General features: G+C 65.9%; 25 protein-coding genes. 7 read left to right on the forward strand and 18 right to left on the reverse strand.

Annotation, left to right across the window (positions count from 1 at the left end):
- Positions 1-13: 13 nt before the first annotated feature.
- Positions 14-604 carry a hypothetical protein gene (locus tag BGN95_RS25405; RefSeq protein WP_286774407.1) on the forward strand — a complete coding sequence of 197 codons (591 nt, stop codon included), beginning with the start codon at positions 14-16 and terminating at the stop codon, positions 602-604.
- Here BGN95_RS25405 and BGN95_RS25410 read toward each other — a convergent pair.
- Together BGN95_RS25410 and BGN95_RS25415 are read right to left on the reverse strand one after the other, a co-directional pair.
- Positions 534-1,073, reverse strand: a complete 540-nt coding sequence (locus BGN95_RS25410) for a hypothetical protein (RefSeq protein WP_286774408.1) — start codon at positions 1,071-1,073, stop codon at positions 534-536. The genes BGN95_RS25405 and BGN95_RS25410 overlap by 71 nt on opposite strands.
- Positions 1,074-1,133: 60 nt before the next feature.
- Positions 1,134-2,375, reverse strand: coding sequence for a hypothetical protein (locus tag BGN95_RS25415; protein WP_286774409.1), 1,242 nt, complete (start codon positions 2,373-2,375; stop codon positions 1,134-1,136).
- A 133-nt stretch (positions 2,376-2,508) separates the two neighbouring features.
- Here BGN95_RS25415 and BGN95_RS25420 point away from each other — a divergent pair, with 133 nt between their 5' ends.
- Positions 2,509-2,889: a hypothetical protein gene (locus BGN95_RS25420; RefSeq protein WP_286774410.1), complete on the forward strand. Its 381-nt coding sequence runs from the start codon at positions 2,509-2,511 to the stop codon at positions 2,887-2,889.
- Positions 2,890-2,983: 94 nt separating this feature from the next.
- Here BGN95_RS25420 and BGN95_RS25425 read toward each other — a convergent pair whose 3' ends face one another.
- Both BGN95_RS25425 and BGN95_RS25430 read right to left on the reverse strand, forming a co-directional pair.
- The gene (locus tag BGN95_RS25425; protein ID WP_286774411.1) at positions 2,984-3,316 is read right to left on the reverse strand and encodes a helix-turn-helix domain-containing protein; all 333 of its coding nucleotides are present in this window, start codon (positions 3,314-3,316) and stop codon (positions 2,984-2,986) included.
- Entirely contained in the window at positions 3,294-3,716 is a 423-nt protein-coding gene (locus BGN95_RS25430; RefSeq protein ID WP_286774412.1) for a type II toxin-antitoxin system RelE/ParE family toxin, read from the reverse strand. The genes BGN95_RS25425 and BGN95_RS25430 overlap by 23 nt, the downstream gene beginning before the upstream one ends.
- 484 nt (positions 3,717-4,200) lie before the next feature.
- Between BGN95_RS25430 and BGN95_RS25435 the strand changes: the two genes are divergently transcribed.
- Positions 4,201-4,416 carry a helix-turn-helix transcriptional regulator gene (locus tag BGN95_RS25435; RefSeq protein WP_286774413.1) on the forward strand — a complete coding sequence of 72 codons (216 nt, stop codon included), beginning with the start codon at positions 4,201-4,203 and terminating at the stop codon, positions 4,414-4,416.
- On the forward strand, positions 4,413-4,601 hold the full coding sequence (locus tag BGN95_RS25440; protein ID WP_286774414.1) for a helix-turn-helix domain-containing protein: 189 nt from the start codon (positions 4,413-4,415) through the stop codon (positions 4,599-4,601). Before BGN95_RS25435 ends, BGN95_RS25440 begins: the two co-directional genes overlap by 4 nt.
- Here the strand turns inward: BGN95_RS25440 and BGN95_RS25445 are convergent.
- Positions 4,576-5,784 (reverse strand): tyrosine-type recombinase/integrase, encoded by a 1,209-nt coding sequence (locus tag BGN95_RS25445; protein ID WP_286774415.1) that lies wholly within the window; start codon positions 5,782-5,784, stop codon positions 4,576-4,578. The genes BGN95_RS25440 and BGN95_RS25445 overlap by 26 nt on opposite strands.
- 392 nt (positions 5,785-6,176) lie before the next feature.
- Here BGN95_RS25445 and BGN95_RS25450 point away from each other — a divergent pair, with 392 nt between their 5' ends.
- From BGN95_RS25450 to BGN95_RS25460, 3 genes are all read left to right on the forward strand, one after another.
- Positions 6,177-7,409, forward strand: coding sequence for a tyrosine-type recombinase/integrase (locus BGN95_RS25450; RefSeq protein WP_286774431.1), 1,233 nt, complete (start codon positions 6,177-6,179; stop codon positions 7,407-7,409).
- 144 nt (positions 7,410-7,553) lie between these two features.
- Positions 7,554-7,844, forward strand: a complete 291-nt coding sequence (locus tag BGN95_RS25455; protein ID WP_286774416.1) for a helix-turn-helix transcriptional regulator — start codon at positions 7,554-7,556, stop codon at positions 7,842-7,844.
- Entirely contained in the window at positions 7,841-9,175 is a 1,335-nt protein-coding gene (locus BGN95_RS25460) for a type II toxin-antitoxin system HipA family toxin (RefSeq protein ID WP_286774417.1), read from the forward strand. Before BGN95_RS25455 ends, BGN95_RS25460 begins: the two co-directional genes overlap by 4 nt.
- Here BGN95_RS25460 and BGN95_RS25465 read toward each other — a convergent pair.
- The 13 genes from BGN95_RS25465 to BGN95_RS25525 all read right to left on the reverse strand — a co-directional run.
- The gene (locus tag BGN95_RS25465) at positions 9,149-9,349 is read right to left on the reverse strand and encodes a helix-turn-helix domain-containing protein (RefSeq protein WP_286774418.1); all 201 of its coding nucleotides are present in this window, start codon (positions 9,347-9,349) and stop codon (positions 9,149-9,151) included. The genes BGN95_RS25460 and BGN95_RS25465 overlap by 27 nt on opposite strands.
- Positions 9,346-9,576, reverse strand: a complete 231-nt coding sequence (locus tag BGN95_RS25470; RefSeq protein WP_286774419.1) for a DUF2274 domain-containing protein — start codon at positions 9,574-9,576, stop codon at positions 9,346-9,348. The genes BGN95_RS25465 and BGN95_RS25470 overlap by 4 nt, the downstream gene beginning before the upstream one ends.
- Before the next feature lies 1 nt (position 9,577).
- On the reverse strand, positions 9,578-10,777 hold the full coding sequence (locus tag BGN95_RS25475; RefSeq protein WP_286774420.1) for a TraB/TrbI/VirB10 family type IV secretion system protein: 1,200 nt from the start codon (positions 10,775-10,777) through the stop codon (positions 9,578-9,580).
- Positions 10,774-11,718, reverse strand: a complete 945-nt coding sequence (gene trbG / locus BGN95_RS25480; RefSeq protein WP_286774421.1) for a P-type conjugative transfer protein TrbG — start codon at positions 11,716-11,718, stop codon at positions 10,774-10,776. The genes BGN95_RS25475 and trbG overlap by 4 nt, the downstream gene beginning before the upstream one ends.
- Positions 11,715-12,533: a conjugal transfer protein TrbF gene (gene trbF / locus BGN95_RS25485; RefSeq protein ID WP_286774422.1), complete on the reverse strand. Its 819-nt coding sequence runs from the start codon at positions 12,531-12,533 to the stop codon at positions 11,715-11,717. The genes trbG and trbF overlap by 4 nt, the downstream gene beginning before the upstream one ends.
- Complete coding sequence (gene trbL, locus BGN95_RS25490) at positions 12,533-13,837, reverse strand: P-type conjugative transfer protein TrbL (protein WP_286774423.1); 1,305 nt, start codon at positions 13,835-13,837, stop codon at positions 12,533-12,535. The genes trbF and trbL overlap by 1 nt, the downstream gene beginning before the upstream one ends.
- Positions 13,838-13,954: 117 nt before the next feature.
- Positions 13,955-14,680 (reverse strand): P-type conjugative transfer protein TrbJ, encoded by a 726-nt coding sequence (gene trbJ / locus BGN95_RS25495; protein ID WP_286774424.1) that lies wholly within the window; start codon positions 14,678-14,680, stop codon positions 13,955-13,957.
- Positions 14,681-14,702: 22 nt separating this feature from the next.
- Entirely contained in the window at positions 14,703-17,129 is a 2,427-nt protein-coding gene (gene trbE / locus BGN95_RS25500) for a conjugal transfer protein TrbE (RefSeq protein ID WP_286774432.1), read from the reverse strand.
- The gene (locus BGN95_RS25505; protein ID WP_286774425.1) at positions 17,123-17,386 is read right to left on the reverse strand and encodes a VirB3 family type IV secretion system protein; all 264 of its coding nucleotides are present in this window, start codon (positions 17,384-17,386) and stop codon (positions 17,123-17,125) included. The genes trbE and BGN95_RS25505 overlap by 7 nt, the downstream gene beginning before the upstream one ends.
- Positions 17,383-17,718 (reverse strand): TrbC/VirB2 family type IV secretion system protein, encoded by a 336-nt coding sequence (locus BGN95_RS25510; protein ID WP_286774426.1) that lies wholly within the window; start codon positions 17,716-17,718, stop codon positions 17,383-17,385. Before BGN95_RS25510 ends, BGN95_RS25505 begins: the two co-directional genes overlap by 4 nt.
- Before the next feature lie 2 nt (positions 17,719-17,720).
- Positions 17,721-18,707 (reverse strand): P-type conjugative transfer ATPase TrbB, encoded by a 987-nt coding sequence (trbB, locus tag BGN95_RS25515; RefSeq protein ID WP_286774427.1) that lies wholly within the window; start codon positions 18,705-18,707, stop codon positions 17,721-17,723.
- Positions 18,704-19,102 carry a YlcI/YnfO family protein gene (locus tag BGN95_RS25520; RefSeq protein ID WP_286774428.1) on the reverse strand — a complete coding sequence of 133 codons (399 nt, stop codon included), beginning with the start codon at positions 19,100-19,102 and terminating at the stop codon, positions 18,704-18,706. Before BGN95_RS25520 ends, trbB begins: the two co-directional genes overlap by 4 nt.
- 2 nt (positions 19,103-19,104) lie before the next feature.
- On the reverse strand, positions 19,105-21,109 hold a 2,005-nt coding region (locus BGN95_RS25525), incomplete at its 5' end, for a conjugal transfer protein TraG (protein WP_286774429.1).

A 21,109-nucleotide genomic window follows, 5' to 3' on the forward strand; every position in this document is an offset into this window, starting at 1 on the left:
TGGAGCTTGGTGCATGAGGTATCTGCTCCCGGTGGCGCTCCTGCTCGCGGCGCCATGCCTCGCCGCGCCCGGACCGTTGCTCGCGCCGTGGGGCGCCGAACGCGCCGAGCGGTTCGCGCTGGACGATGCGCGCGGCCCCTGGGCGCGGCGCTGGGTCGGACGGAGCGACGGGGCGCGCATGATGCTGACCTTCTACCGATCCGCAGAGGATGCGCGACGGGTGGCGCTGCTGTCGCGCGGTCTGGGCGATGGATCGCAAGACGATCACGATCGCGCGTTCCTGCGCGGCTTCCTGCCGTCGGGCTGGCTGGCGAGGGGCGGTCCGATCCGGTCGGTCGCCTATAGCGACGTCGCGCGCGGCCTGTGTGTGGTGTTGGAGGCACGGAGCAAGGCATCGCGGCTGTGTATGGCGAGTCGCCCGGACAGCGCCGTGGTCGCGACGGTGATGACAGGGATGCGACGCGATACCGCGCAGGCAGCCGCGAAGCTGCTCGCGCGCCATGCCGCGCGCCATCCGCTGCGCACGGCGCGCGTCACCGCTGATCGTTCGAGCGGTTCATCTCTTGCAGGCGCCGGTCCAGCAGGTCGCGCGCCTCGGGGCTGAGGCCCTGATCCTCGTCGCCAGTGGCGGTCGTGGGTGTGGCGCCCGGCGTCCCGGCCCGGTTGCCGGAATGCTCGGCCAAGTAGCGATCGAGATAGCGATGCCCGACCGGCGAGCTGGTTATGGCGTCGAGCGGGTTGTGCCCGTTTTTCAGTACGCCGCCGACGCCGGGAAACGCCTCGCTCCGAAACGCCTCGCTCTCCCTCCAGACGTCGTCGGAGATATCGACCGTGACCTTGCCCTGGATGATGCCGATGACGCCCGGCTTGCACGGGATCGGTTCGGCGCGCGTACCGTTGATCCAGTGGAGCGGCCAGTCCCACCCGGTCGCGATCCAGTCGAAGACGCCGAACGCCTCTTCCTCGGTCGCCTTCACCGGATAGCAGTGACGGTCGCCCGCCTGCGCGCGCGCGCCCCAGAACCAGACGGCAAACAGGACGATCAGCCCGATCTTGAGCAGATTGCCCGCCACGCTCGATACTTTCCCCGTCATCGCCCCTCCCGCTCCGTTATTCACACGCGCCGGTTCGTTTCATTGCACTACGGTCTTCGGCCCGCCGTCCCAGCATTGATCACCGGGTGAGAATCCGCCCCTCGCGCACGGAGGTAGGAACCACCCGTTCGCTTCCCCTTCTTGCAAGGGAGACGGCGCGGTTGGTCGCGCACGTGCGCGTCTGACTTGGGCAGCTCGCCGTTCGTAATTGGCGACATCATCGCCGAACAGCGCGCGGCAGTCCCGCGTCGCGCCCTGCGCCACGTCATAGCAGATGTCGCCGCGACCGCTCGCCGTCATCGGCCGCCCGAACACCCACCACAGTCGCGCGGCATCCCCGTTTCCCCACCAGCGCAGCACGGCGGGGCCATCGTCGCGGCCACCGCCCGCGACCGACGGCAGGTCCATCGCCGTGGCCGGGATGGCGTGCGCCGTACCGGTCGCATCGCCTGGATAGGTCCGGCCGGACGGCAGTTGCCCCCTGGCGGGATCGAACAGCATGACCATCGTCACGTTCTTCTGCGGCGAATAGAAGGACGGGACGATCACCGGGCTCGCGAAATCGCCATCATGCGGTCGCGCCTCCAGCGCGCGCAGTTCGGCGTCGGGCGACCAGGCGCGCGCGACGGCCAGCGCCAGCGCGACGTTGGAGGCCATGTCCTTGCCCGTCCTCGCCACGCTGTCCGCGACGGCTTGCACCTGTCGCCCGGCAATCGGCCCCATCGGTTGAAATAGCAGGATGCGCTGTAGCATCATCGCGACTATGCCGCCGCCCTTGACCGGCAACCATTGTCCCTCGTCGTTCCATCCCTGATCGGACACGAAGCGCAGCCCGCGCCCGCTCGCCGCCAGTTGCCCGCGATCGATATGAAACTCGTAGCCATCGTCCGCCAGCCCGTCACGGACGAGCGCAAAATAGCTGCCGTCGGGCATCACCGCCAGACCGATGGTCCCCGACCTGCCATCGCCATCGGGCTGACGCACCGTTACCAACCAACTGCCGCAGAAATGTCCGATCCCGGACCGGTCGCCGGCGTCGGCGGGTCGCGCGACGCCTCGGCGCATCCGGTCGACCCAGAAATCGAAGCGCTGCCAGCGCGTGTCGTCGAGCGCGATGCTCTCGGCCCCTGCCACCGGCGAAACGACGCAATCGCCCGACTGTTCGAGCTTCCCGGTCGATGTCCGCACCTGCTCGGCATTCGTATCTGGTTTGGCGCTCTCATGCTGAGTGCTTGCATTGGAGCCGCAAGCCGCTGCCAAAAACGGCAGGAGAGCGATCACCGCCGTCTTCCATCCGAATCGCCGCATCGCCGAGCGCCCCTTTCCGAACTCCCTCTATCAGCGCAGCTTCCTTTTGCCAACAGACATGTTAAAAGATTGGAGCGTCACGACGTGATTGCGACAGGAGGCAGCGATGGGCGATGACGGACACACCGACGAAATGAAGGTCTACTTCGTCCGCATCAAGGATACCGGCGCGGCCATCGGTATCTTCTGGTCGGACTGGAGTGGCCTTGATCTTCTGATCCAGAATCGGGTTGATCCATGGAAATGCGAAGCCGCCGAGATCGGCCGGCTGGTGCAGCCGTCCGGGGGAGTGATATTCGAGTACGGCCCGGTTCTGCATGAAGGCATCGTCGAGTATCCTGGTCCGCACCGGTGCGTGTTGACGAGCGGACTGGCGCAGATGCTTTTCGATAATGGCCGAGGCGAGGATCCGACACCGCTAGACTTCACGCCACTTCATGTTTCGTATCCTGCATGGCTCGGCGAAGGGGATGACGAAAAACCATAAGTCGATGCGGCTACGCCAAACCCATCAGTAGTGTCTGCTAAGCGCCGCGCCCGGGGCGCGACGTAGGTTCGCTGATCGTTCACGTCTGGCGTAGCTACGCCACTGCCTGCAACCCTTTACGCTGGATGATCGACAGCAATCGCAACGCAGGCCCACCGGGACGCTTCACGCCACGTTCCCAATCCGACACCAGATTGCGCGATACGTTAAGATAGGCGGCGAACACCGGCTGCGAGACATGCTCGCGCTCGCGGATTGCGCGGATTTCCTCGCCTGCCAGCGCCGGGGCCGGGGCAAGGCAGGCCTCATCGAAATTCCGCAGCGTCGCGCGCGACACTACGCCCGCGTCATGCGCATCGCTCATCATCTCGTGGATCGCGCCCGCGATCTCGCTGCGATAGCTCTTATCCTTCACCGTCGTTCCCATCGTCGATCTCCACCAGCGTTCCGGACGCCACCAGCCGGTCCAGTTCCTCGCCGCTCCATCCCAGCGCCTCGGTCGCCGCATCACGCAGCAAGGCGATGTCCGCCTTCGATATGTTCGCCTGCGCACTCTTGGCGAAGCCGAACGCGAAGATCGCCCGGTCGCCGTGCCGGAACAGGATCAGCGTGCGATAGCCGCCCGACTTGCCTTGTCCCGCCCGCGCCACCCGCTGTTTGATGACACCGCCGCCAAGGTCGGCATCGACCAACCCGCTTTCGGCGCGCTCCACGGCATCCCTTAGCGCCGAATCGAGAATCCGCTCCTTCCGCGCGAAACGCTCGAACCAGCCATTTTTGAAGATGCGTGCGATAATGGCTCTCCTGCCGAGAGGTTTATATAACACTTAGCATTATATTTCAAGTGACCGGTCGGAACTGAAATGCCAGACCGGCACTGTAGTGCCTACTTCCGGCAATCCACTTCCTACCCCCTTGCATAGCCGGAAAAACAGGCACAGCATCCAACGCGGAAGATTTGAGGGAACCCCGTTAGGACGATTTGGCGGATCGTCATTGGAAGGCCGCCATGTCGCACGACTCGAACAGGTCCAAGGCTGCTCTCGCATGGGTTGAACGCCCGCTGCATCGCATGGGAAGGCCACGCCGTCCGCTTGGCTGGCAAAAGCTACTCGCCCACTGCCGCCTATGCCCACCCGTGGCCCCCTATCGCCGCCGATTGCACGCCATGACCGCCGTTTACCGACATTTGCCGCCGTAAGCGCGCCATAGCCCTATGCGTGCGAAAACGTCCTTGCGGGCTGGCGTGCCGCGCGCATTCTTCAATTCTGAGGGGAGAAACTGCAACCGAAAGACGATGGAAATCCTGCCATGTCGAACAATGATCGCATCATCCGACTGAAAACCGTTCTGGCCCGCACGGGTCTTTCCCGTTCCACCCTTTATCGCAAGATCGCGGACGGCACTTTCCCTGCGCAAGTCAGGATCAGCGTTCACGGCGCTGGTTGGCGTGAATCCGCCATCAACCGCTGGATCGCCAATCCCGTGACATACTGCGAGGATCAGGCCGGAAGGGAGGTGCTGTGACCACGCCGCCCGAACCGCTCTGTGTGCGGGTCAATGATGCCGCGCGCATGATAGGGGTGGGCCGCACCAAGCTCTATGAACTGATCGCGGCTGGCGAAGTGGAAACGGTGAAGCTCGGTAAGGCCACCCGGATCACCACCGCCAGCCTGCATGATCTTATCAGGCGGCAACGCGGAACGCTGTAGGCTCGGACGCCGGACGGGCGGCGTCCTTGCTCTCCTGCGCGGGTGCCTTATCCAGAAACTCCGCCCATCGCGCCATGAGGCTGCGCCGCTTCTCGAAGAAATCGGTGCGCCGGTAGGCCGCCTCAACTTGGTTAGGCAGCTTGTGGGCCAGCGCCTTGTCCGCGACCTCCTTGGGGAAGCGCGTGCGCTCCGCTGCCCAGTCCGTGAAGGCGGAACGGAAACCATGAACGGTCACCCCCTTGATGCCGTCATCACGCAACAGCTTGGTCATGGTCATGTCGCTGATCGGCTTTTCGCCATCTTTGCTGAATACAAGGCCGGTATCGCTGGCGCGCTCATTCCATCGCCTGCGGAGCAACGCCACGGTGGGCGCGGACAGCGGCACGACATGGGTTTCCCGCGCTTTCATGCGTTCGCCGGGGATCGTCCAGATAGCCTTGTCCAGATCGAACTCCGTCCACACGGCAAAGCGCGTCTCGTTCGACCGCACGGCGTTATAGATCGTGAAGCGCAGCGCGTCGCGTCCGGTCGTGGGCGATGCCGCCGCCAGCTTCTGCATCAATTCGGGCACGTCTGCGAAGGACATGGCTTCCAGATGCCCGGTCTTGCCTGTCTGACGGGGAAGCCCCTTGCGGACAGACCGCAGAGATACCTCTCCCGGTAGCCATCCCTTGATATGGGCGTAGTCCAGCACCGCGCCAACGCGCTGCAATATACGGCGTGCCGTTTCGGGGATTTCAAGCCAGATGGGCGACAGCACCTCGACCACGGCGACACTATCGACCTGATCCACGAGCCTTTTCCCGATCACGGGAAAGACGTGATTTTCAAGGCTGGAAATCCAGTTAGCGTGCCGCTTGTTCTTCCAGCCTTCTTTCAGAGCTTCGTAGCAATCGCGCGCTGCCGCCTCGAAGTTGGGCACAACCTTCCGCGCTCTGCGCCGCTCGGCGACCGGATCGACGCCCTCACGCACCTTTCGCCGTAGAGCCGTCGCCGCCTCGCGGGCTTCCGACAACGAGACGTCGAACGCCGATCCCAGCCCGTAGTCGCGCCGTCTGCCGTCTTTCTGCATCCGCAACACCCATGTCCGCGCGCCGCTGTCTTTCACCAGCAGGCAAAGCCCCCGGCCATCAACATGCCGACCGGGCTTCGCATTCTTCACCTTCAAAGTCGTAAGCGCCATAAGTTCGAGTCCCTGTTGGGGAATTTTCGCGGTTCGTTCCCACACTTTCAGGTGGAAAATGGCCCCACAATTATTCCCACATTTCGACAAGAATTCAGGCAAATCAGGGCGACCGACCGCGAATAACATACAAGACAAATCGTTGATTTTACAGTGATGGTAGGAACGCCCCGGCATTGCTTGAGACGAAAGTTCTACACATCTTCTGGGCACCATTTGTTCTCCTGGCAACGTCCAGGGACATCCAGCAAGAGGCTGGTTTTTCAGCATTTTCTTGGTGAGAATCGCCGGCAACCGTCCGGGACGATCCGCCCAAATCCGGCACGAGACCAACAGATTTGTTGGTGTTTTTGTTGGTGCTGGAGCGGCCCGGCAAAGCTGGGACCAACACGATGCTGACTCATATCCAGGTCGCTTCCGCCAAGCCCGCGGCGAAGCCCTTCAACCTTGCTGATGCCCAAGGTCTCGTTCTGACCGTCAAGCCCAACGGCTCGAAGCTGTGGCGGCTCAACTATCGCTATCTCGGTCGGCAGAAGACTCTTCATCTCGGCCCCTGGCCCGAGGTGAGCCTCGCCGATGCCCGGGTGCGCCGGGATGCTGCACGCAGGCAGGTCGCCGCCGGCCTTGATCCTGCCCAGGAGAAGAAGCGTGCGCGCGTCACCGAAAAGATCGCCGCCGCCAACACCTTCAAGGATGTGGCGGAGGAGTGGGTCGCCAAGTGCGAGCGCGAGGAGCGTGCGGCGATCACGCTCGACAAGATCCGCTGGCTGCTCGGCATGGCCTATCCGATGATCGGCAGCCTGCCGATCTCGAAGATCTCGCCGCAGGAAGTCCTGGCGGTGCTGCGCAAGGTGGAGGCGACCGGCCGCTACGAAAGCGCGCGCCGCATGCGCAGCGTGCTGAGCCGGGTGTTCCGCTACGGCATCGCCACCGCGCGGACCGACCGCGACGTCGCCGCCGACCTGCGTGGCGCGCTCATCACCCCGAAGGTGAAGCATCTCGCCGCGATCACCACACCCAGGGAAGTAGGCGGGCTGATGCGCGCCATCGAAGGCTATACCGGGCACGGGATCACCGCGATCGCGCTCCGCCTGTCGCCTCACCTCTTCGTGCGGCCGGGTGAGCTGCGGCAGGCCGAGTGGGACGAGTTCGATGTCGACAAGGCCATCTGGTCCTTGTCGGCCGAGAAGATGAAGATGCGCCGCCCCCATCGCGTGCCGCTCTCACGCCAGGTGCTTGCGATGGTCGAGGAGCTGCGTCCTCTCACCGGCGACGGGCGATTCCTCTTTCCGTCGTTTCGATCGCCCCGCCAGTGCATGTCGGAGAACACCATCAACGCCGCATTGAGGCGGCTCGGATACGGACAGGAGGAAATGACGGCCCACGGGTTCCGCGCGATGGCCGCGACCCTGCTCAACGAGATGGGTATCTGGAACCCCGACGCGATCGAGAAGCAACTCGCCCACCTCGACACGTCGATGGTGCGCCGCGCGTACACGCGCGGCGAATATTGGGACGAGCGCGTGCGCATGATGCAGCACTGGTCGGATCATCTCGACCAGCTCCGCAACGGCGCGAAAATCCTCCGCCCACAATTCGGCAAGAACCGAGACAGGGGAACATGAGCCCCTGTCGTTTGGTCTGGTGTCGGCTGCACCAATGTGATCAAACAATCACAGATATTCTATGCGATCGAACGCTCTCATTTTTATGTTGTGATCGAACGGTAACATGGGTACGAAGTGAGCGTTCGGTAGCAGGAGGGCATCGTGCACGTTCGCACGGCCAGGGACATCGGCACGTTCATTCGTGACCAGCGCAAGCGACAGAAGCTCGATCAGGCAACGCTGGCGTCGCTCATCGGCGTCAATCGTCGCTGGGTCATGGAAGTCGAGCGCGGCAAGCCACGCGCCGAAATCGGGCTGGTGCTGAAGGCGCTGGAAGCCTTGGGCCTCGATCTCTCCGTCGATCGACGCGACGTGTCCGGCTCCACCGCAGACGCGCTCGACATCGTCGACATCGATGCGATCGTGCGCAACGCGAAGGGGCCTGCTGCGTGAGCAAGGAGCTCTTCGTCCTGCTCTCCGATCGCGTAGTCGGCCGCGTGACCCAGGACGATCGCGCCAGATTCTCGTTCATCTACGACGAGGGCTGGCGCGATGTCCGGGGCACATACCCCTTGTCGCTTTCGATGCCGCTTGCGGCGATCGAGCACCGGCACGAGGCCATCAGCGCCTATGTCTGGGGCCTGCTGCCCGACAACGAGCTCGTGCTCGATCGGTGGGCGAAGCGGTTCCAGGTCTCGGCCCGCAACCCGTTCGCGCTGATCGCCAATGTCGGCGAGGATTGCGCAGGCGCCGTGCAGTTCGTCCGCCCCGAGCGCCTCGATGCCGTTCTCGCCGGCGAAACCGGTGACGTTGCCTGGCTCGAGAACGCAGAGATCGCGGCCCGCATCCGGCAGCTCCGCGAGGATCAATCCGCGTGGCGCCGACCCGGCGATACCGGACAGTTCAGCCTTGCCGGCGCTCAACCGAAGACCGCCCTTCTCCTTCAGGATGGCAGATGGGGGGTGCCGTCCGGCCGCATCCCGACGACGCATATCCTCAAGCCCCCGAGCGCGGACTTCGATGGTCATGCCGAAAACGAGCATTTCTGCCTCGCGCTCGCGCGCGCCCTCGGCCTCCCCGTGGCGACCTCGACCGTCATGCGCTTCGAGGACGAGGTGGTGTTCGTGGTGGACCGCTACGATCGGCAAGCGACCGATCGAGGCGTCATTCGCATCCATCAGGAGGATATGTGCCAGGCGCTGGGCGTGCCGCCGACGCACAAGTATGAGAATGAAGGCGGCCCAGGTGTATCGGCGATCGCGGGCCTGCTGCGAGAGCATTCGCGAGCATCGGCGGAAGACGTCCAGACGTTCCTCGATGCCCTTGCGCTCAACTGGCTGATCGGCGGCACCGATGCCCATGCGAAGAACTATTCCATCCTGATCGGCGCCGCCGGTCGGATTCGCTTGGCGCCGCTCTACGACGTGGCGAGCATCTTGCCCTACGGTGACTTCGACCCGATGCGCGTCAAACTCGCCATGAAGATCGGAGGGAAATACCGCCTTCGCGACATTTCTCCGCGGAACTGGGAGAAGGTCGCCGACGAATTGGGACTGGATCAAAGGGCAATATCCGAACGCATCCGGGCAATGGCCGATGCACTGCCGGCTGCGGCCGATGGCGTCCAACGTGACATGCGCGATGCCGGCATGGCACACGAGATCGTCGACCGGCTGGCCGATATGTTGAAAGATCGTGCCGCGAAGAGCTCGAAGCTGTTTGCCCTCGCGGAAAGCGTCGCGGCGGCGATGGGCGATTCAGCCGCCGGCATCGCCGACGACTAGCGCTTTCAGGCTGGCGTACTGGACGAGGGTCGTCCGGCCGACCTTCATGATCTCGAGGTCGCCCGATTGGATCAACTCGTAGATTCGCGATCGGCTCAAGCCCGTGATGCGCACCGCGGTCGAGATACGCACGGTGAGCGGCTCGACGGCGCGCTCCCATGCCCGTTCGATCATTTCTGCCCCCGCAGCCGGGCGTCGCGCTCACGAACGAAGGCGCGGTCGCTCTCGAGAAATGTGGCGAGCATGGCAGGGATTAGTTCGGCCATCGGCTCGTCGCGCCCGTAGGTTTGGGCGTAGAGCGCGGCATAGTCGGCCAGCGCCTGGTGGAGGTCGGGCAGCACCGAGATGCTGAGCTTGATCGGCGTGCGATCGGGCAGCTGGGAGAGCTTGAGGTCCGCCATGTCAGTCCTCCTTCCGGCTTGGGGGCGCAAGAACCAGATCCTTGTGAACGACCAGCCGCACGGGCGTGCCGGGTCGCACGGTGATCGTCGGCTGGACGCCGAGATTGCGCTGGGTGATCTGGTCGCCAGCGCGCGCGACATTGTCCTGCGTCGACATGCGGATCGCCTGGACGAGATCGCCCTGTCCGGAGAGCGCCAGGTCGGAGCTGACGCCGAGCAGTGTAGAGAGCGCCACGCCCTGCAGCAGCTGCCAGGTATGGAAATCGACCTTGTCGGCGAGGCCGGCATAGCCCGAGGGATCGGTCGCCGGCACGTTGTCGATGCGGAGCGAACGTCCGTCCGGCATGATGATGCGCTGCCAGACGATCAGCGCCCGCTTCTGCCCGAAGGCGACGACGCTGTCATAGCTGCCCACCAGCCGGGCGCCCTGCGGCACGAGCAGCAATCGGCCGGTCGCGCTGTCGTAAGTGTTCTCTGTCACCTGCGCGGTGACGAGGCCGGGCAGGTCGGACCGCAGCCCCGTGATCAGGCTGGCCGGGATCACACTGCCCGCCGACAAGGTGTAGGGCGACGGCAGCGCCGTGAGCGCGTGCGGGTTCACGTCGCCTTTCGGATCCAGCGCCGCCACGAATGCGGTCTTGCGCCCCTGGGCATTGGGATCGCCTGTTGGGTCGAGCGCGACCTTGCCTGGCTCGCTGGCGGGCCCCACCGCTGGCACCGCGATGGCTGCTTCGGCGCTCGGCTGGCCCTGGCGGGCCTGCACCAGCACGCCGGACTCGCGGGCGGCTTTCTGCTCCGCGAGCCGACGCTCGCGCTCCGCCGCTTCGGCCTGCTGCAGCTGCGGGTCATTCGGACCGCCCGGCGTCGCAAGCTGCTGCTGCCGCTCGAGGATCGGCTTGCCGAGGTCGCCCGGGAGTGGCGGCCCGAGGCGCGGCACGTCGCCATAGGTGGCAGGCGCGCTGCCCAAGCCATCGCTCGCCGGTCGTACATTGGGTTGCGACAGTTCCTGCTGGGTATCCCCGCGCTGGAGGAGCCGCGGTTTCAACGCCATCCACGTCACGGCGATCAGGCTGACCGAGCCGATCGCCGCGATCGCGATGATCACGCCGCGCTTGAAGCGGATCGCGCGCGGTGGTCGCGCCCGGATCGCCAGCGTCTCCGGGTCGAGCTTGCCGCTGGGCTGGGCAAGTGCCTCGGTCACGACGTCCTCCGCCGGTTGTCGGCCTGCCCGGATCGGGTGATCCGCACGACGTCCTGGCGCTTCAACCCAAGTCGCAGCTCGGCGGCCTCGAACAGCCGGTCGACGACATAATAGCGCCCCTGCACGCGGTAGTTGACCAGCTGCGCCGTTCCCTTGCCATCGACAAGGAAGAGTGGCGGCGCCTCGCCGGTGCCCAGGCTGGCCGGAAATTCGATAAAGGTCTGTCGACCGTCATCGAACGCGCGGAGCGGCCTCCACGTCGGCTGGTCTCCCGAGATCACATAGTCGAAATGGAGCTGGTCGACCGAAAGCCCGGTCGCGATGGGCTGCGCTGCCCGGGCGCGATCCTCCGCCGCCTTCATCGCGATGAGCTGGTCCTGCGGATAGCTCCAGGACAGGGCCACCATCGCCGACCGTTCGGCGCTCGAAAGCGCAAGATGGTAGGTCCGACGGTCCGTGGTGATGATGATGTTCGTCGCCAGTCCGGCGGCAAATGGCTTCACCAGGACATGCGTCCGTTTGCCTTCACCGCTGCCGCTGGTCGTGTCGCCGATCACCCATCGGACGGTGTCGCCGGCGGCGACCGCGCCCAGGGCTTCCCCCGGTTGCAGCGCGATGTCGGTAACCTGCCCCGGTGCCGTGATGACGTGAAACACCGCGCCGTCGCTAAACGGATAGACCTGGACCGCATTGATGTATCCAGCGGCGACGGGCTCGAGCGTCGCCGCGCGGTTGGCGGCGCGGACACGCAATTCCGCCGGCGAAGGTGGCACCCTCCTGTGCGGTTTCGGCCGCAGCCTTGCCGTCACGGTGGGCCGGGCCACGATCGGGGCGGCCATCGGCGTCGGGAACACGGGCGGCTGGGATTGCGGAAGGGGCACGGTCTGGGCCGATGCGATGCTGGCGCTGGCGAGCAGGCCGAGGACGACGAGCGTTTTCATTGGCGGGTCTCCGCTTCAGGTTGCTGGGGCTGGGCGAGAGTCGGATCGAGCGGTCTGGCTTGGGGAAGGCTCGGAACGGGAGCCGGGGCCGGCCTTGCGCCGGGTGGTGCCGCCGCGGGCGCTGTCACGCTCGGTTCCAGTTCACGGCTCCAGTCGATGGCATCGACATAGAGCCCGAGCGGATTGCGGCGCAGCGCATCGGCGCTGGCGGGCGGCTTGACGACCACGGTCAGGATGGCGGTCCAGTGCGCGGATCCGGCCGGCGCTGCACGCTCGTAGCTGGTCTCGATCCACTTCACCTGGAAGGACCGGTCGGAGGCGCGGATGACGCTCGTCACCTGCACCGACACGGTCCGCTCGCCGACATGGCCGAACGGATCGGCAAGCCGCGCATAGTCGCCGAGGAAGACGGCGCCCCGCCTGGTGGTGAAGTCGTAGGCGGACAGCCAGTCCTGCCGCATGAGCACCGGATCGAGCGAGACCGACCGCACGCTGGTGATGAACCGCCCGAGGAACCAGGCGATCTGCGCGTCGGTCGGATGATAGCCTGCATCCGCGGGCGCCACGGCGCGGGGCTCGCCCAGCTTGTCGACCTCGACGACATAGGGAACGACACGGCTCTGCAGCGACTGCCAAAGCAGCCCACCCGACAGCGCGGTGGTGATCCCGAGGCAGCCGAACGCCATCAGCCGCCAATTGCGGGCCTGGACGCGCGCGGAGCCGATCCGCTCGTCCCAGAGTTGCCCCGCCCGCTGGAAGGGCGTTTCGGGGATGGGCGATCGCCCATAGCGTTGCACGGCTCTCTTGAAGATCATCAGTCTTCCCTTTCCTTGATGTCGGGGGTGGCGCCGCCGCCGCCGCGATCGCCTTGGCCGACAGCGTGGACGACGGCCTGACGGTGGTGTCGGGCAGACGCCTGGTCCTTCATCGCGCGCGCCCAGCCGGGCATGTTGCGGGCGTCATCGGCGGCGCCGGCCGCAGCGGGTGACGTCCTGCCGGCCATGGCGTTGAAAGCACCTTGCCGTCCCGCCTCTGCTGCCTCGCCGAGCCCGAGCGCGGCAGACATACGTGAGCGGGCGGCACCGGATGCAGCGGTCGCCAAGCCTTTCATGCCGGCGCCGACCGATGCCGATCCGCTCGCTTCCTGGCCAAGTCTGTAGGCGGTGCCCGCGGCGGACCCCATCGTGGTGCCGGCGCGAACTGCGCCTAGACCGGCGGCTGCCAGCCCGCGCGCCGCGCCGGCGGCACCGGCGCCGCCCAGCACAAGGATTCCGCCCGCGCCGAGCGTAGTGCCCAGCGCTGCGCCGGCCCCGAGCTGCGGCGCGCCGGAGACGAGACCCGAGGCGATCCCGGGGCCGAAGATGCCGAGGCCGAACAGCGCAAGGCTGGCGAGCACGAGGCTCAGCGCCTGGCCGATATCGGGCTCCTGGCCCTGCAGGGCGGTGGTCAACTGGGAGAAATAGTTGGAGCCGATCCCGACGATCACGGCGAGCACCATGACCTTGATGCCGGAGCTGACGACGTGTCCGAGCACGCGCTCCGCCAGGAAGCTCGTCCGGTTCCAGAGCGCGAAGGGGACGAGAATGAACCCGGCAAGCGAGCTCAGCTTGAACTCGAGGATCGTTACGAACATCTGCACGGCCAGGATGAAGAAGGCGAGGATGACGAGCACCCAAGCGATCAGCAGGACCATGATCGTGAGGAAATTGTCGAAGAAGCTGGTGAAGCCCATCATCTGCGAGGCCTGCTCGAGCAGGGGCCAGGCCGCGGAGAAGCCGGTTCCGGCGAGGCGACCGGGCTTGAGCAGGTCTGCCGCCGCCATCCCGCCCCCGCCGGCTGTCAGCCCGGCCTGGGCGAACGAGCGGAAGATGATGTCGGCGAGCGTCGAGAAGCTGTTCAGGATGAACGCGAACGCGCCGATGTAGAGGATCTTACGGATTAGGCGTCCGAGAACATTGTCCTCGCCGCCGAGCGCCCAGAACAGACCGGCCAGCGTGATGTCGAGCGCGATCAACGTCCGACTGAGGAAGCTGACGTCGCCGCCGAGAAGGCCGAACCCACTGTCGATGTAGGTGATGAAGGCCTGCAGAAACATGTCGATGACGTTGAGGTCGTTCACGGCGGTGATGTCCTGACGAGATGAGGAGAAATGCCGCGGGGCGCGCCTGGGAGAGCTGCGACGCACCCCGCGGCGACGTCGGCGGAGGGGCGAGATCCGTCGACGCCGTGCCGGCGCCTACTGGGGGGTGTAGGCGTTGCCGGAGCCGAGGAACTTCTTCGTCGCGCCCTGCGCGTCCGACTGGGCCTGCGCGCGGCTTGCCCGCTCGATCGCGTCGGCGCGGTACTGTGCCGCCATCAGCGTCTGGAGCTGGAACTGCTGCTTGGCGACGAGTGCGAGAAGCTGGTTCGTGGCCTGCTGCGCCTGAAGCGCGCCCTGCGCACCCTGGCTGCGCTGGACGATGCCGTTGAGCGTGCTCGCGTCTGCGGCGACGTTCTCGACCACCTGTGCCTGGACGGTCATGGTGTGCCTGTACGCATCCATCGAAGCATCCAGGCGCGCACGCGTGGCGATGACGTGCTGGTTGCCGGTAAGCGCCTGATTGAAGCTCTTCGGGAACATCGACTGGAACTGCTGGTCAAGCCCGGCGACGCGGAAGCGGATGGCCTGCGCCTGTCCCATCAGTTGGTCGATCTGCTGGATCGTCTGGGTGATCGCTTGCAGCTCGGGAAACGTGATCGTGCTCAGGTTCCTGGCCTGGTTGATCAGGCTCTGCGCCTGGTTCTGCAGCATCTGAATCTGATTGTTGATCTGCTGCAGCGTCCGCGCCGCGGTCGAGACGTTCTGGCTGTAGTTGCTCGGGTCGAACACGGTGAGCTGCGCTCGTGCCGGCGTAGCCGCCGTCAGCACACCCATCACGAGCGCGCCGGCCAACAGATACTTCTTCGAGGGGATTCTGGTCATCTTGGGTCTCCGGGGCTTGGGGTCAGGGAGCGGTGAAATCGGCGAGAAGGTCGGCAGCCCAGCCGAGATCGGCGGCCGCCAGGTAATCGGCCGCGAACCGGTCGGGGCCGGTCTCGGCGAGGATGGTGTCGATGCGGCGCTGGCTGGCCGGGTCGGATGCACCGCACAGCGCCAGCGCAACCGGTCCGAGACCCAGTTCGAACAGTCGGTTCCCACGCGCGGACTGCAGGTAATAATGCCGCTTCGGCGTCGCCCGGCTGACCAGTTCGATCTGGCGATCGTTGAGACCGAAGCGCGCATAGGCCTCCCGGCTCTGGGGCTCGATCGCACGGTCGTTGGGAAGCAGGATGCGCTGCGGGCAGCTCTCGATGATGGCCGGCGCGATGCTGCTGCCCGCGACATCGGCGAGGCTCTGCGTGGCGAACAAGACCGCCACGTTCTTCTTGCGGAGGGTCTTCAGCCACTCGCGGATACGCGCGGCGAAGAGCGGATGGTCGAGGAAGATCCAGGCTTCGTCGAGGATCAGCAATGTCGGGCGACCGTCGAAACGTTCCTCGAGGCGGTGGAACAGATACGTCAGCACCGGGGCCACGACGCTCGCCTGTCCGAGGAGCGCCTCGGTCTCGAAGCACTGGACGTCGGCGAACGCCAGCCCGCTCTCACTCGCATCCAGAAGCCGTCCGTGCGGTCCGTCGAGCGTGTAGGGCTGGATCGCGGTGCGCAAAGCGTTCGACTGGAGCAGCAGCGCCAGCCCGGTCATCGTCCGCTCGCCGGGCGGTGCCGACGCGAGGCTGCCGAGCGCCGACCATACAGCGTCCTTCACCTCGGGCGTGACGGCCACCCGCTCGGCATCGAGCAGCGCGGCGATCCATTCCGCCGCCCAGCTCCGCTCGGTCGGATCATCGATCCGCAGGAGTGGCTGGAAGGCGAGCGCTCCGTCCGATCCGGCGTCTGCGCCGAGCGCGTGATGCGCGCCGCCCATTGCCAGCACGGCGGCCCGCGCCGAGAAACCCTTGTCGAAGATGTAGACCTGAGCGTCGGGGTAGCGGCGGAACTGCAGCGCGATCAGGGCCAGCAGCACCGACTTGCCTGCGCCGGTCGGCCCGACGACCATCATGTGGCCGACATCCCCCACATGCGTGGACAGCCGGAACGGCGTCGATCCGCTGGTCTGTGCGAGCAGCAGGGGCGGCCCTTCGAGATGACCGTTCGCGACCGGACCAGCCCAGACCGACGACAGCGGCATGAGGTGGGCGAGGTTCAGAGTGTGGACGATCGGCTGCCGGACATTGGCGTAGACATGGCCCGGGATCGAGGACAGCCACGCCTCGACCGCGTTCACGCCCTCGCGGATCGTCGTGAAGCCGAGGCCGCCGACGATCCGCTCGACCTGCCGGATCTTGGCCTCGACCATTGCGCGTTCATCGTCCGCGACCGTGATGGTCGTGGTCAGATAGCCGAAGGAGACGTGATCACCGCCGAGCGCCTGAAGGGCAAGATCGGCATCGACGACCTTGTTGTCCGCGTCGCTGTCGAGGAGCTGGGCGGGCTGATTGTACAGCACTTCGCGCAGCAGTGCGGTGATCGACTTGCGCTTGTTGAACCATTGCCGACGCAGCTTGGTCAGGAGCTTCGTCGCGTCCGTTTTGTCCAGCGCGATGAAGCGCGTGGCCCAGCGATAGGCGAAATCCGCCTCGTTGAGCGCGTCCAGGATTCCGGGCCGGCTGACGTTGGGAAAGCCGACGAGCGTAAGCGTGCGCAGATGGCGGTCGCCGAGCTTCGGCTCCAGTCCGCCGACCAGCAGCGTGTCCGCCAGAAGCGCATCGAGGTACATCGGCGTCTCGGGCACGGAGACGCGGTGATGCCGATGCGAGATGGTGCCGTGCAGATAGGTCAGCGTCTCGTCGGACGAGAGCGCGCGGACCTCCGGCATGAAGGCGGCGAACAGATCGAGCGCGCGGTCCGTCTCGGCGACGAAGGTCGCCAGCGCAGCCTGCCAGTCGCGGCCTTCCGCCGCATCGGGGCGGTCGACCAGCGATCGGCCCGCCACATCAGCGCCGTCCGCCGCAGGAAGCCAGACGAGGGTAAGATGGTAGCGGCTCTCGAAATGGGCGCCTTCCGCCTCGAAGCGCCCGCGTCGTTCCTCGTCGATCAGCCATGAGACCGGGTCCGGAAACGCGCTGCCCGGATAGCCGAGAGCGTCCCTGCGTTCGGCCTCGAAGAACAGCGCCCAGCCGGTGCCGAACCTCTTGAGGACATTGTTTGCCCGGGCGCAGGCGGATACGAGCTCCGCCTCGGTCGCGCTTTCGAGATCGGGTCCGCGGAACGACAGCGTCCGCTGGAAGCTGCCGTCCTTGTTGAGGATCACACCCTTCGCCACCAGTGCGGCCCAGGGAAGATGGTCGGCAAGACGATCGGCGCCGTGGCGGTATTCACGCAGGCTCAGCATGCGAGATAGCCCTTCTGTCTTAGGTGACGGATCAGGACGGGAGCGAAGGCCGGGTCGCGACGGGTCGCGAAGACCGCGATGCTGTGCCCGACCGCCCAGACGACGATCCCTGCGATCCATTGCTGGAGACCGAGACCGATCGCCGCCGCGAGCGTCCCGTTGACGATCGCGAGGCCGCGCGGGGCACCGCCGAGGAGGATCGGCGCTCCGAGGCTCCCGTGGATGGGAACCTCGAAACCTTCGATATGCTCGCTCACGCGATCAGCGCTCCGCCGCCGAAGCTGAAGAAGCTCAGGAAGAAGCTCGATGCCGCGAAGGCGATCGACAGGCCGAAGATGATCTGGATCAGACGGCGGAAGCCCCCGGCGGTCTCGCCGAAGGCGAGGGTCAGGCCGGTGACGATGATGATGATCACCGCCACGATCTTGGCAACGGGACCCTGGACTGAATCCAGCACCTGCTGCAGCGGCTGTTCCCACGGCATCCCGGTTCCGGCGGCGTGCGCCTTGGTGGCGATCGCCAGTCCGAGGCCGATGACGGCGCCGGCAATGAAGGTGGTGCGGCGGTCAGGAATCCTGATGACAGTCATGATTAATCTCCTTGGTTGCGGGGGGCGAGAAGCTCGGTGAGGGGGTAGGCGCCGGTGTCGGGGTCGAGTGGTCCGACCCGCGCTATGCTGGCGATCCGGCGCTGGGTGCCGCGGCCGGCGATGAAGACGATTATGTCAATCGCTTCCGCGATCAGCTGGCGGGGGACCGTGATGACGGCCTCCTGGACGAGCTGCTCGATCCGGTAGAGGGCGGCGATCGCGCTGTTCGCGTGGACGGTGGCGATCCCGCCCGGGTGGCCGGTGTTCCAGGCCTTGAGCATGTCGAGGGCTTCGGGGCCGCGAACCTCGCCGACGATGATGCGATCAGGCCGGAGCCGCATGGTCGATCGGACCAGGTCGGTCATCGACACCACGCCGGGGCGCGTCCGCAGGGCGACGGTATCGGGCAGCGGGCTCTGCAGCTCACGTGTGTCCTCGATGAGGATCACCCGGGCATCGACCCGCCCCATCTCGGCAAGCAGCGCGTTGGCGAGCGTGGTCTTGCCCGAGCTCGTGCCGCCGGCGACAAGGATGTTGAAGTGCTGCGTCACGGCGGCACGCAGGGCATCCGCCGCCGCCGCCGTCATGATCCCGTCGGCCACATAGTCGTCCAGCGTGTGGAGTCGCTCGGCGGGCTTGCGGATCGAGAAGCACGGCCCCGTCGAGACCGGCGGGAGCACGCCTTCGAAGCGTTCACCGGCGCGGCCTTCGGCATAAGGTGGCAGCTCCGCCGAGATAATCGGCCGATCTCCATGAATTTCGGCGCGAGCGTGGCTGGCGACGAGGCGGATGATGCGCTCGACCTGATCTGGCTCCATCCTGACGCCCGTATCGACCCGGCCTTCTCCCAGGCGGTCGAGCCGAAGCGCGCCGTCCGGGTTGACCATGATTTCGACGACGTGAGCGTCGGCGAGCGCCAGGGCGATGTCCGGCCCCATGGCGGTGCGTAGCATCGCGCGGCGGCGGTCGCGGGCAAGCGATCCACTCATCGGTCATGCTCCGTGGCGATGGTGCGCTTACCGGCAGCGACCTGCCTGCCGACCTGCGCGACGAACGCCTCGAACCGCTCGCGACCGACCGCGCGACCAGCCTGATCGCCATCGGCGAGCGGCGCCTGGATCGAGAGTTCGAACCGAACGAACAGAGCCATTGTCTCGAGCATGACATGGCCATCGCGCTCGATGCGGGAGAGCGCGGTCGACATCCGATCGAGCCGCAGTCCGAAGCGATCGTCGAGCTCAGATGCGCCGCGGCGATTGAGCCAGGCTGTCAGCGCATCGACGAGGATGGCCGACTTCGATGCGCCCGGTTTCGCCGCAAGCGCTTCGAGCCTGTCGCTAAGCGGCTTGGGGAGGAACAGCTGATGGCGGATCTTTTCGACCATGGTCAGAAGTCCAGCTGAAGATCGTCGGGACGCGACGATGCGGAATCGATGGCGTAAACGGTACGCGACGCGGCCAGCGATCGGGCTTGGTCCATTGCGCGCTTGTCGGCGGCGGTATCGCCTTCGTCGTCGCCGAGGCCCAACGCATCTGCCGGCGACAAGTCGACAGCTGTTGCCTGTTCGACTTCGTGGGCAGGATGCCGAACCTGCTCGAGGCCGCCGCCAATCTCCTCCCCGCTCTCGTCCGAGATCTCGCCGAGACGAGCGTCGGTACCTCGGACATGATCGCGCCAGTTGTCGCACCGCGCCGCTGGAAGATCGGGATAGCGTCCGCTGTCGAGCGCCGGTGGAGGAAGGATGCGCGCTTTGAACGTGCGGTCCTCATAGTAACGCAGCTTCTTCGCGCGCACCGGCGCATGCCCGGCGACGAGGACAAGCTCGTCCACCGGCGGCAGCTGCATGACCTCGCCGGGCGTCAGCAGTGCCCGCGCGGTCTCCTGACGGCTGACCATGACATGGGCGAGCCAGGGAGCGAGCCGGTGGCCGGCATAGTTGCGCATCGCGCGCTGTTCGGTGGCCGTGCCGAGCGCGTCGGAGATACGCTTGGCGGTGCGTTCATCGTTGGTCGCAAACGCTACCCGGACATGGCAGTTGTCGAGGATCGCGTTGTGCTCGCCATATGCCTTTTCGATCTGGTTGAGGCTCTGCGCGATCAGGAAGGTGCGGACCCCGTAGCCGGCCAGGAAGGCCAGACTCGTCTCAAAGAAATCCAGGCGGCCGAGCGCTGGGAACTCGTCGAGCATCATCAGCAGGCGATGGCGGCCAAGCTTGTTCTCGGCGTGGAGATGCTCGGTGAGCCGACGCCCGATTTGGTTGAGAACCAGCCGGATCAGCGGCTTCGTGCGGCTGATGTCGGAGGGCGGCACGACGAGGTATAGCGAGACGGGGTGGTCGCCCTCGACCAAGTCGGCGATGCGCCAGTCGGATGCAGCGGTCACCGCAGCCACGGTCGGATCACGATAGAGGCCGAGAAACGACATCGCCGTGGAGAGCACGCCCGACCGCTCGTTCTCGCTCTTGTTGAGCAGTTCGCGCGCCGCCGATGCGACGACCGGATGGACCGCCGGCGCGTCGGTCGTCCCGAGATGATTGGTCGTCATCATCACGCGCAGCGTCGCGACGAAAGGCCGCTGCGGGTCGGACAGGAAGGTTGCTACACGTGCGAGCGTCTTTTCGGCGTCGGCGTAGAGGATGTGCAGGATCGCGCCGACGAGGAGAGAATGGCTCGTCTTTTCCCAGTGGTTTCGCCGGTCCAGTGCGCCTTCCGGGTCCACGAGGATGTCCGCGATGTTCTGGACGTCCCGCACTTCATCGGCGCCACGACGGACCTCGAGCAGCGGATTGTAGCGCGCGGAGCGGGCATCGGTCGGGTTGAACAGCAGGCAGTGCGAGAAGCGCGCGCGCCAACCCGCTGTCAGCTGCCAGTTCTCCCCCTTGATGTCGTGGATGACGGTCGATCCCGACCAGCCGAGAAGGGTCGGCACGACGAGACCGACTCCCTTCCCGGACCGCGTTGGCGCGAACGCCATGACGTGTTCGGGGCCGTCATGCCGGAGATAGCGCTCGCCCAGTCGGCCGAGAAAGATGCCGTCGTCGCTGAAAAGGCCAGCGGCCTTGGTCTCTCGAAGGGAAGCCCAGTGCGCCGAGCCGTAAGTCGCCACATTGCGGCGCTGTCGCGCGCGCCATAGTGAGCCGGCGACGGCTGCGCCGCACCCCACGAAACCGCTGGCACCCGCGATCGCGCCAGCGCGATCGAAGACATGCGGCGCGTAAGCGTCGAAGTGATACCACCAGAGAAAGATCGCCCACGGCTGATAGACTGGAATGCCATCGATCACTGCCCAGGGCGCGCCAAGTTCGGTCTGATAACCGAGCTCTGCAGCCGCCCATTGCGTCGCGAACCAAATGCCGGCGAGCACGATCGCGAAGACGACCAAGATCTGGCCA

It is taken from the genome of Sphingomonas sp. 66-10 (assembly GCF_001897045.1).
GTDB lineage: Bacteria > Pseudomonadota > Alphaproteobacteria > Sphingomonadales > Sphingomonadaceae > Sphingomonas > Sphingomonas lycopersici.

Coding starts and splice junctions, on each gene's coding strand:
- BGN95_RS25405 (WP_286774407.1), top strand. CDS start 14: ATGAGGTATCTGCTCCCGGTGGCGCTCCTGCTCGCGGCGCCATGCCTC.
- BGN95_RS25420 (WP_286774410.1), top strand. CDS start 2,509: ATGGGCGATGACGGACACACCGACGAAATGAAGGTCTACTTCGTCCGC.
- BGN95_RS25425 (WP_286774411.1), bottom strand. CDS start 3,316: ATGGGAACGACGGTGAAGGATAAGAGCTATCGCAGCGAGATCGCGGGC.
- BGN95_RS25435 (WP_286774413.1), top strand. CDS start 4,201: ATGTCGAACAATGATCGCATCATCCGACTGAAAACCGTTCTGGCCCGC.
- BGN95_RS25445 (WP_286774415.1), bottom strand. CDS start 5,784: ATGGCGCTTACGACTTTGAAGGTGAAGAATGCGAAGCCCGGTCGGCAT.
- BGN95_RS25450 (WP_286774431.1), top strand. CDS start 6,177: ATGCTGACTCATATCCAGGTCGCTTCCGCCAAGCCCGCGGCGAAGCCC.
- BGN95_RS25465 (WP_286774418.1), bottom strand. CDS start 9,349: ATGATCGAACGGGCATGGGAGCGCGCCGTCGAGCCGCTCACCGTGCGT.
- BGN95_RS25470 (WP_286774419.1), bottom strand. CDS start 9,576: ATGGCGGACCTCAAGCTCTCCCAGCTGCCCGATCGCACGCCGATCAAG.
- trbG (WP_286774421.1), bottom strand. CDS start 11,718: ATGAAAACGCTCGTCGTCCTCGGCCTGCTCGCCAGCGCCAGCATCGCA.
- trbF (WP_286774422.1), bottom strand. CDS start 12,533: ATGATCTTCAAGAGAGCCGTGCAACGCTATGGGCGATCGCCCATCCCC.
- trbJ (WP_286774424.1), bottom strand. CDS start 14,680: ATGACCAGAATCCCCTCGAAGAAGTATCTGTTGGCCGGCGCGCTCGTG.
- trbE (WP_286774432.1), bottom strand. CDS start 17,129: ATGCTGAGCCTGCGTGAATACCGCCACGGCGCCGATCGTCTTGCCGAC.
- BGN95_RS25510 (WP_286774426.1), bottom strand. CDS start 17,718: ATGACTGTCATCAGGATTCCTGACCGCCGCACCACCTTCATTGCCGGC.
- trbB (WP_286774427.1), bottom strand. CDS start 18,707: ATGAGTGGATCGCTTGCCCGCGACCGCCGCCGCGCGATGCTACGCACC.
- BGN95_RS25520 (WP_286774428.1), bottom strand. CDS start 19,102: ATGGTCGAAAAGATCCGCCATCAGCTGTTCCTCCCCAAGCCGCTTAGC.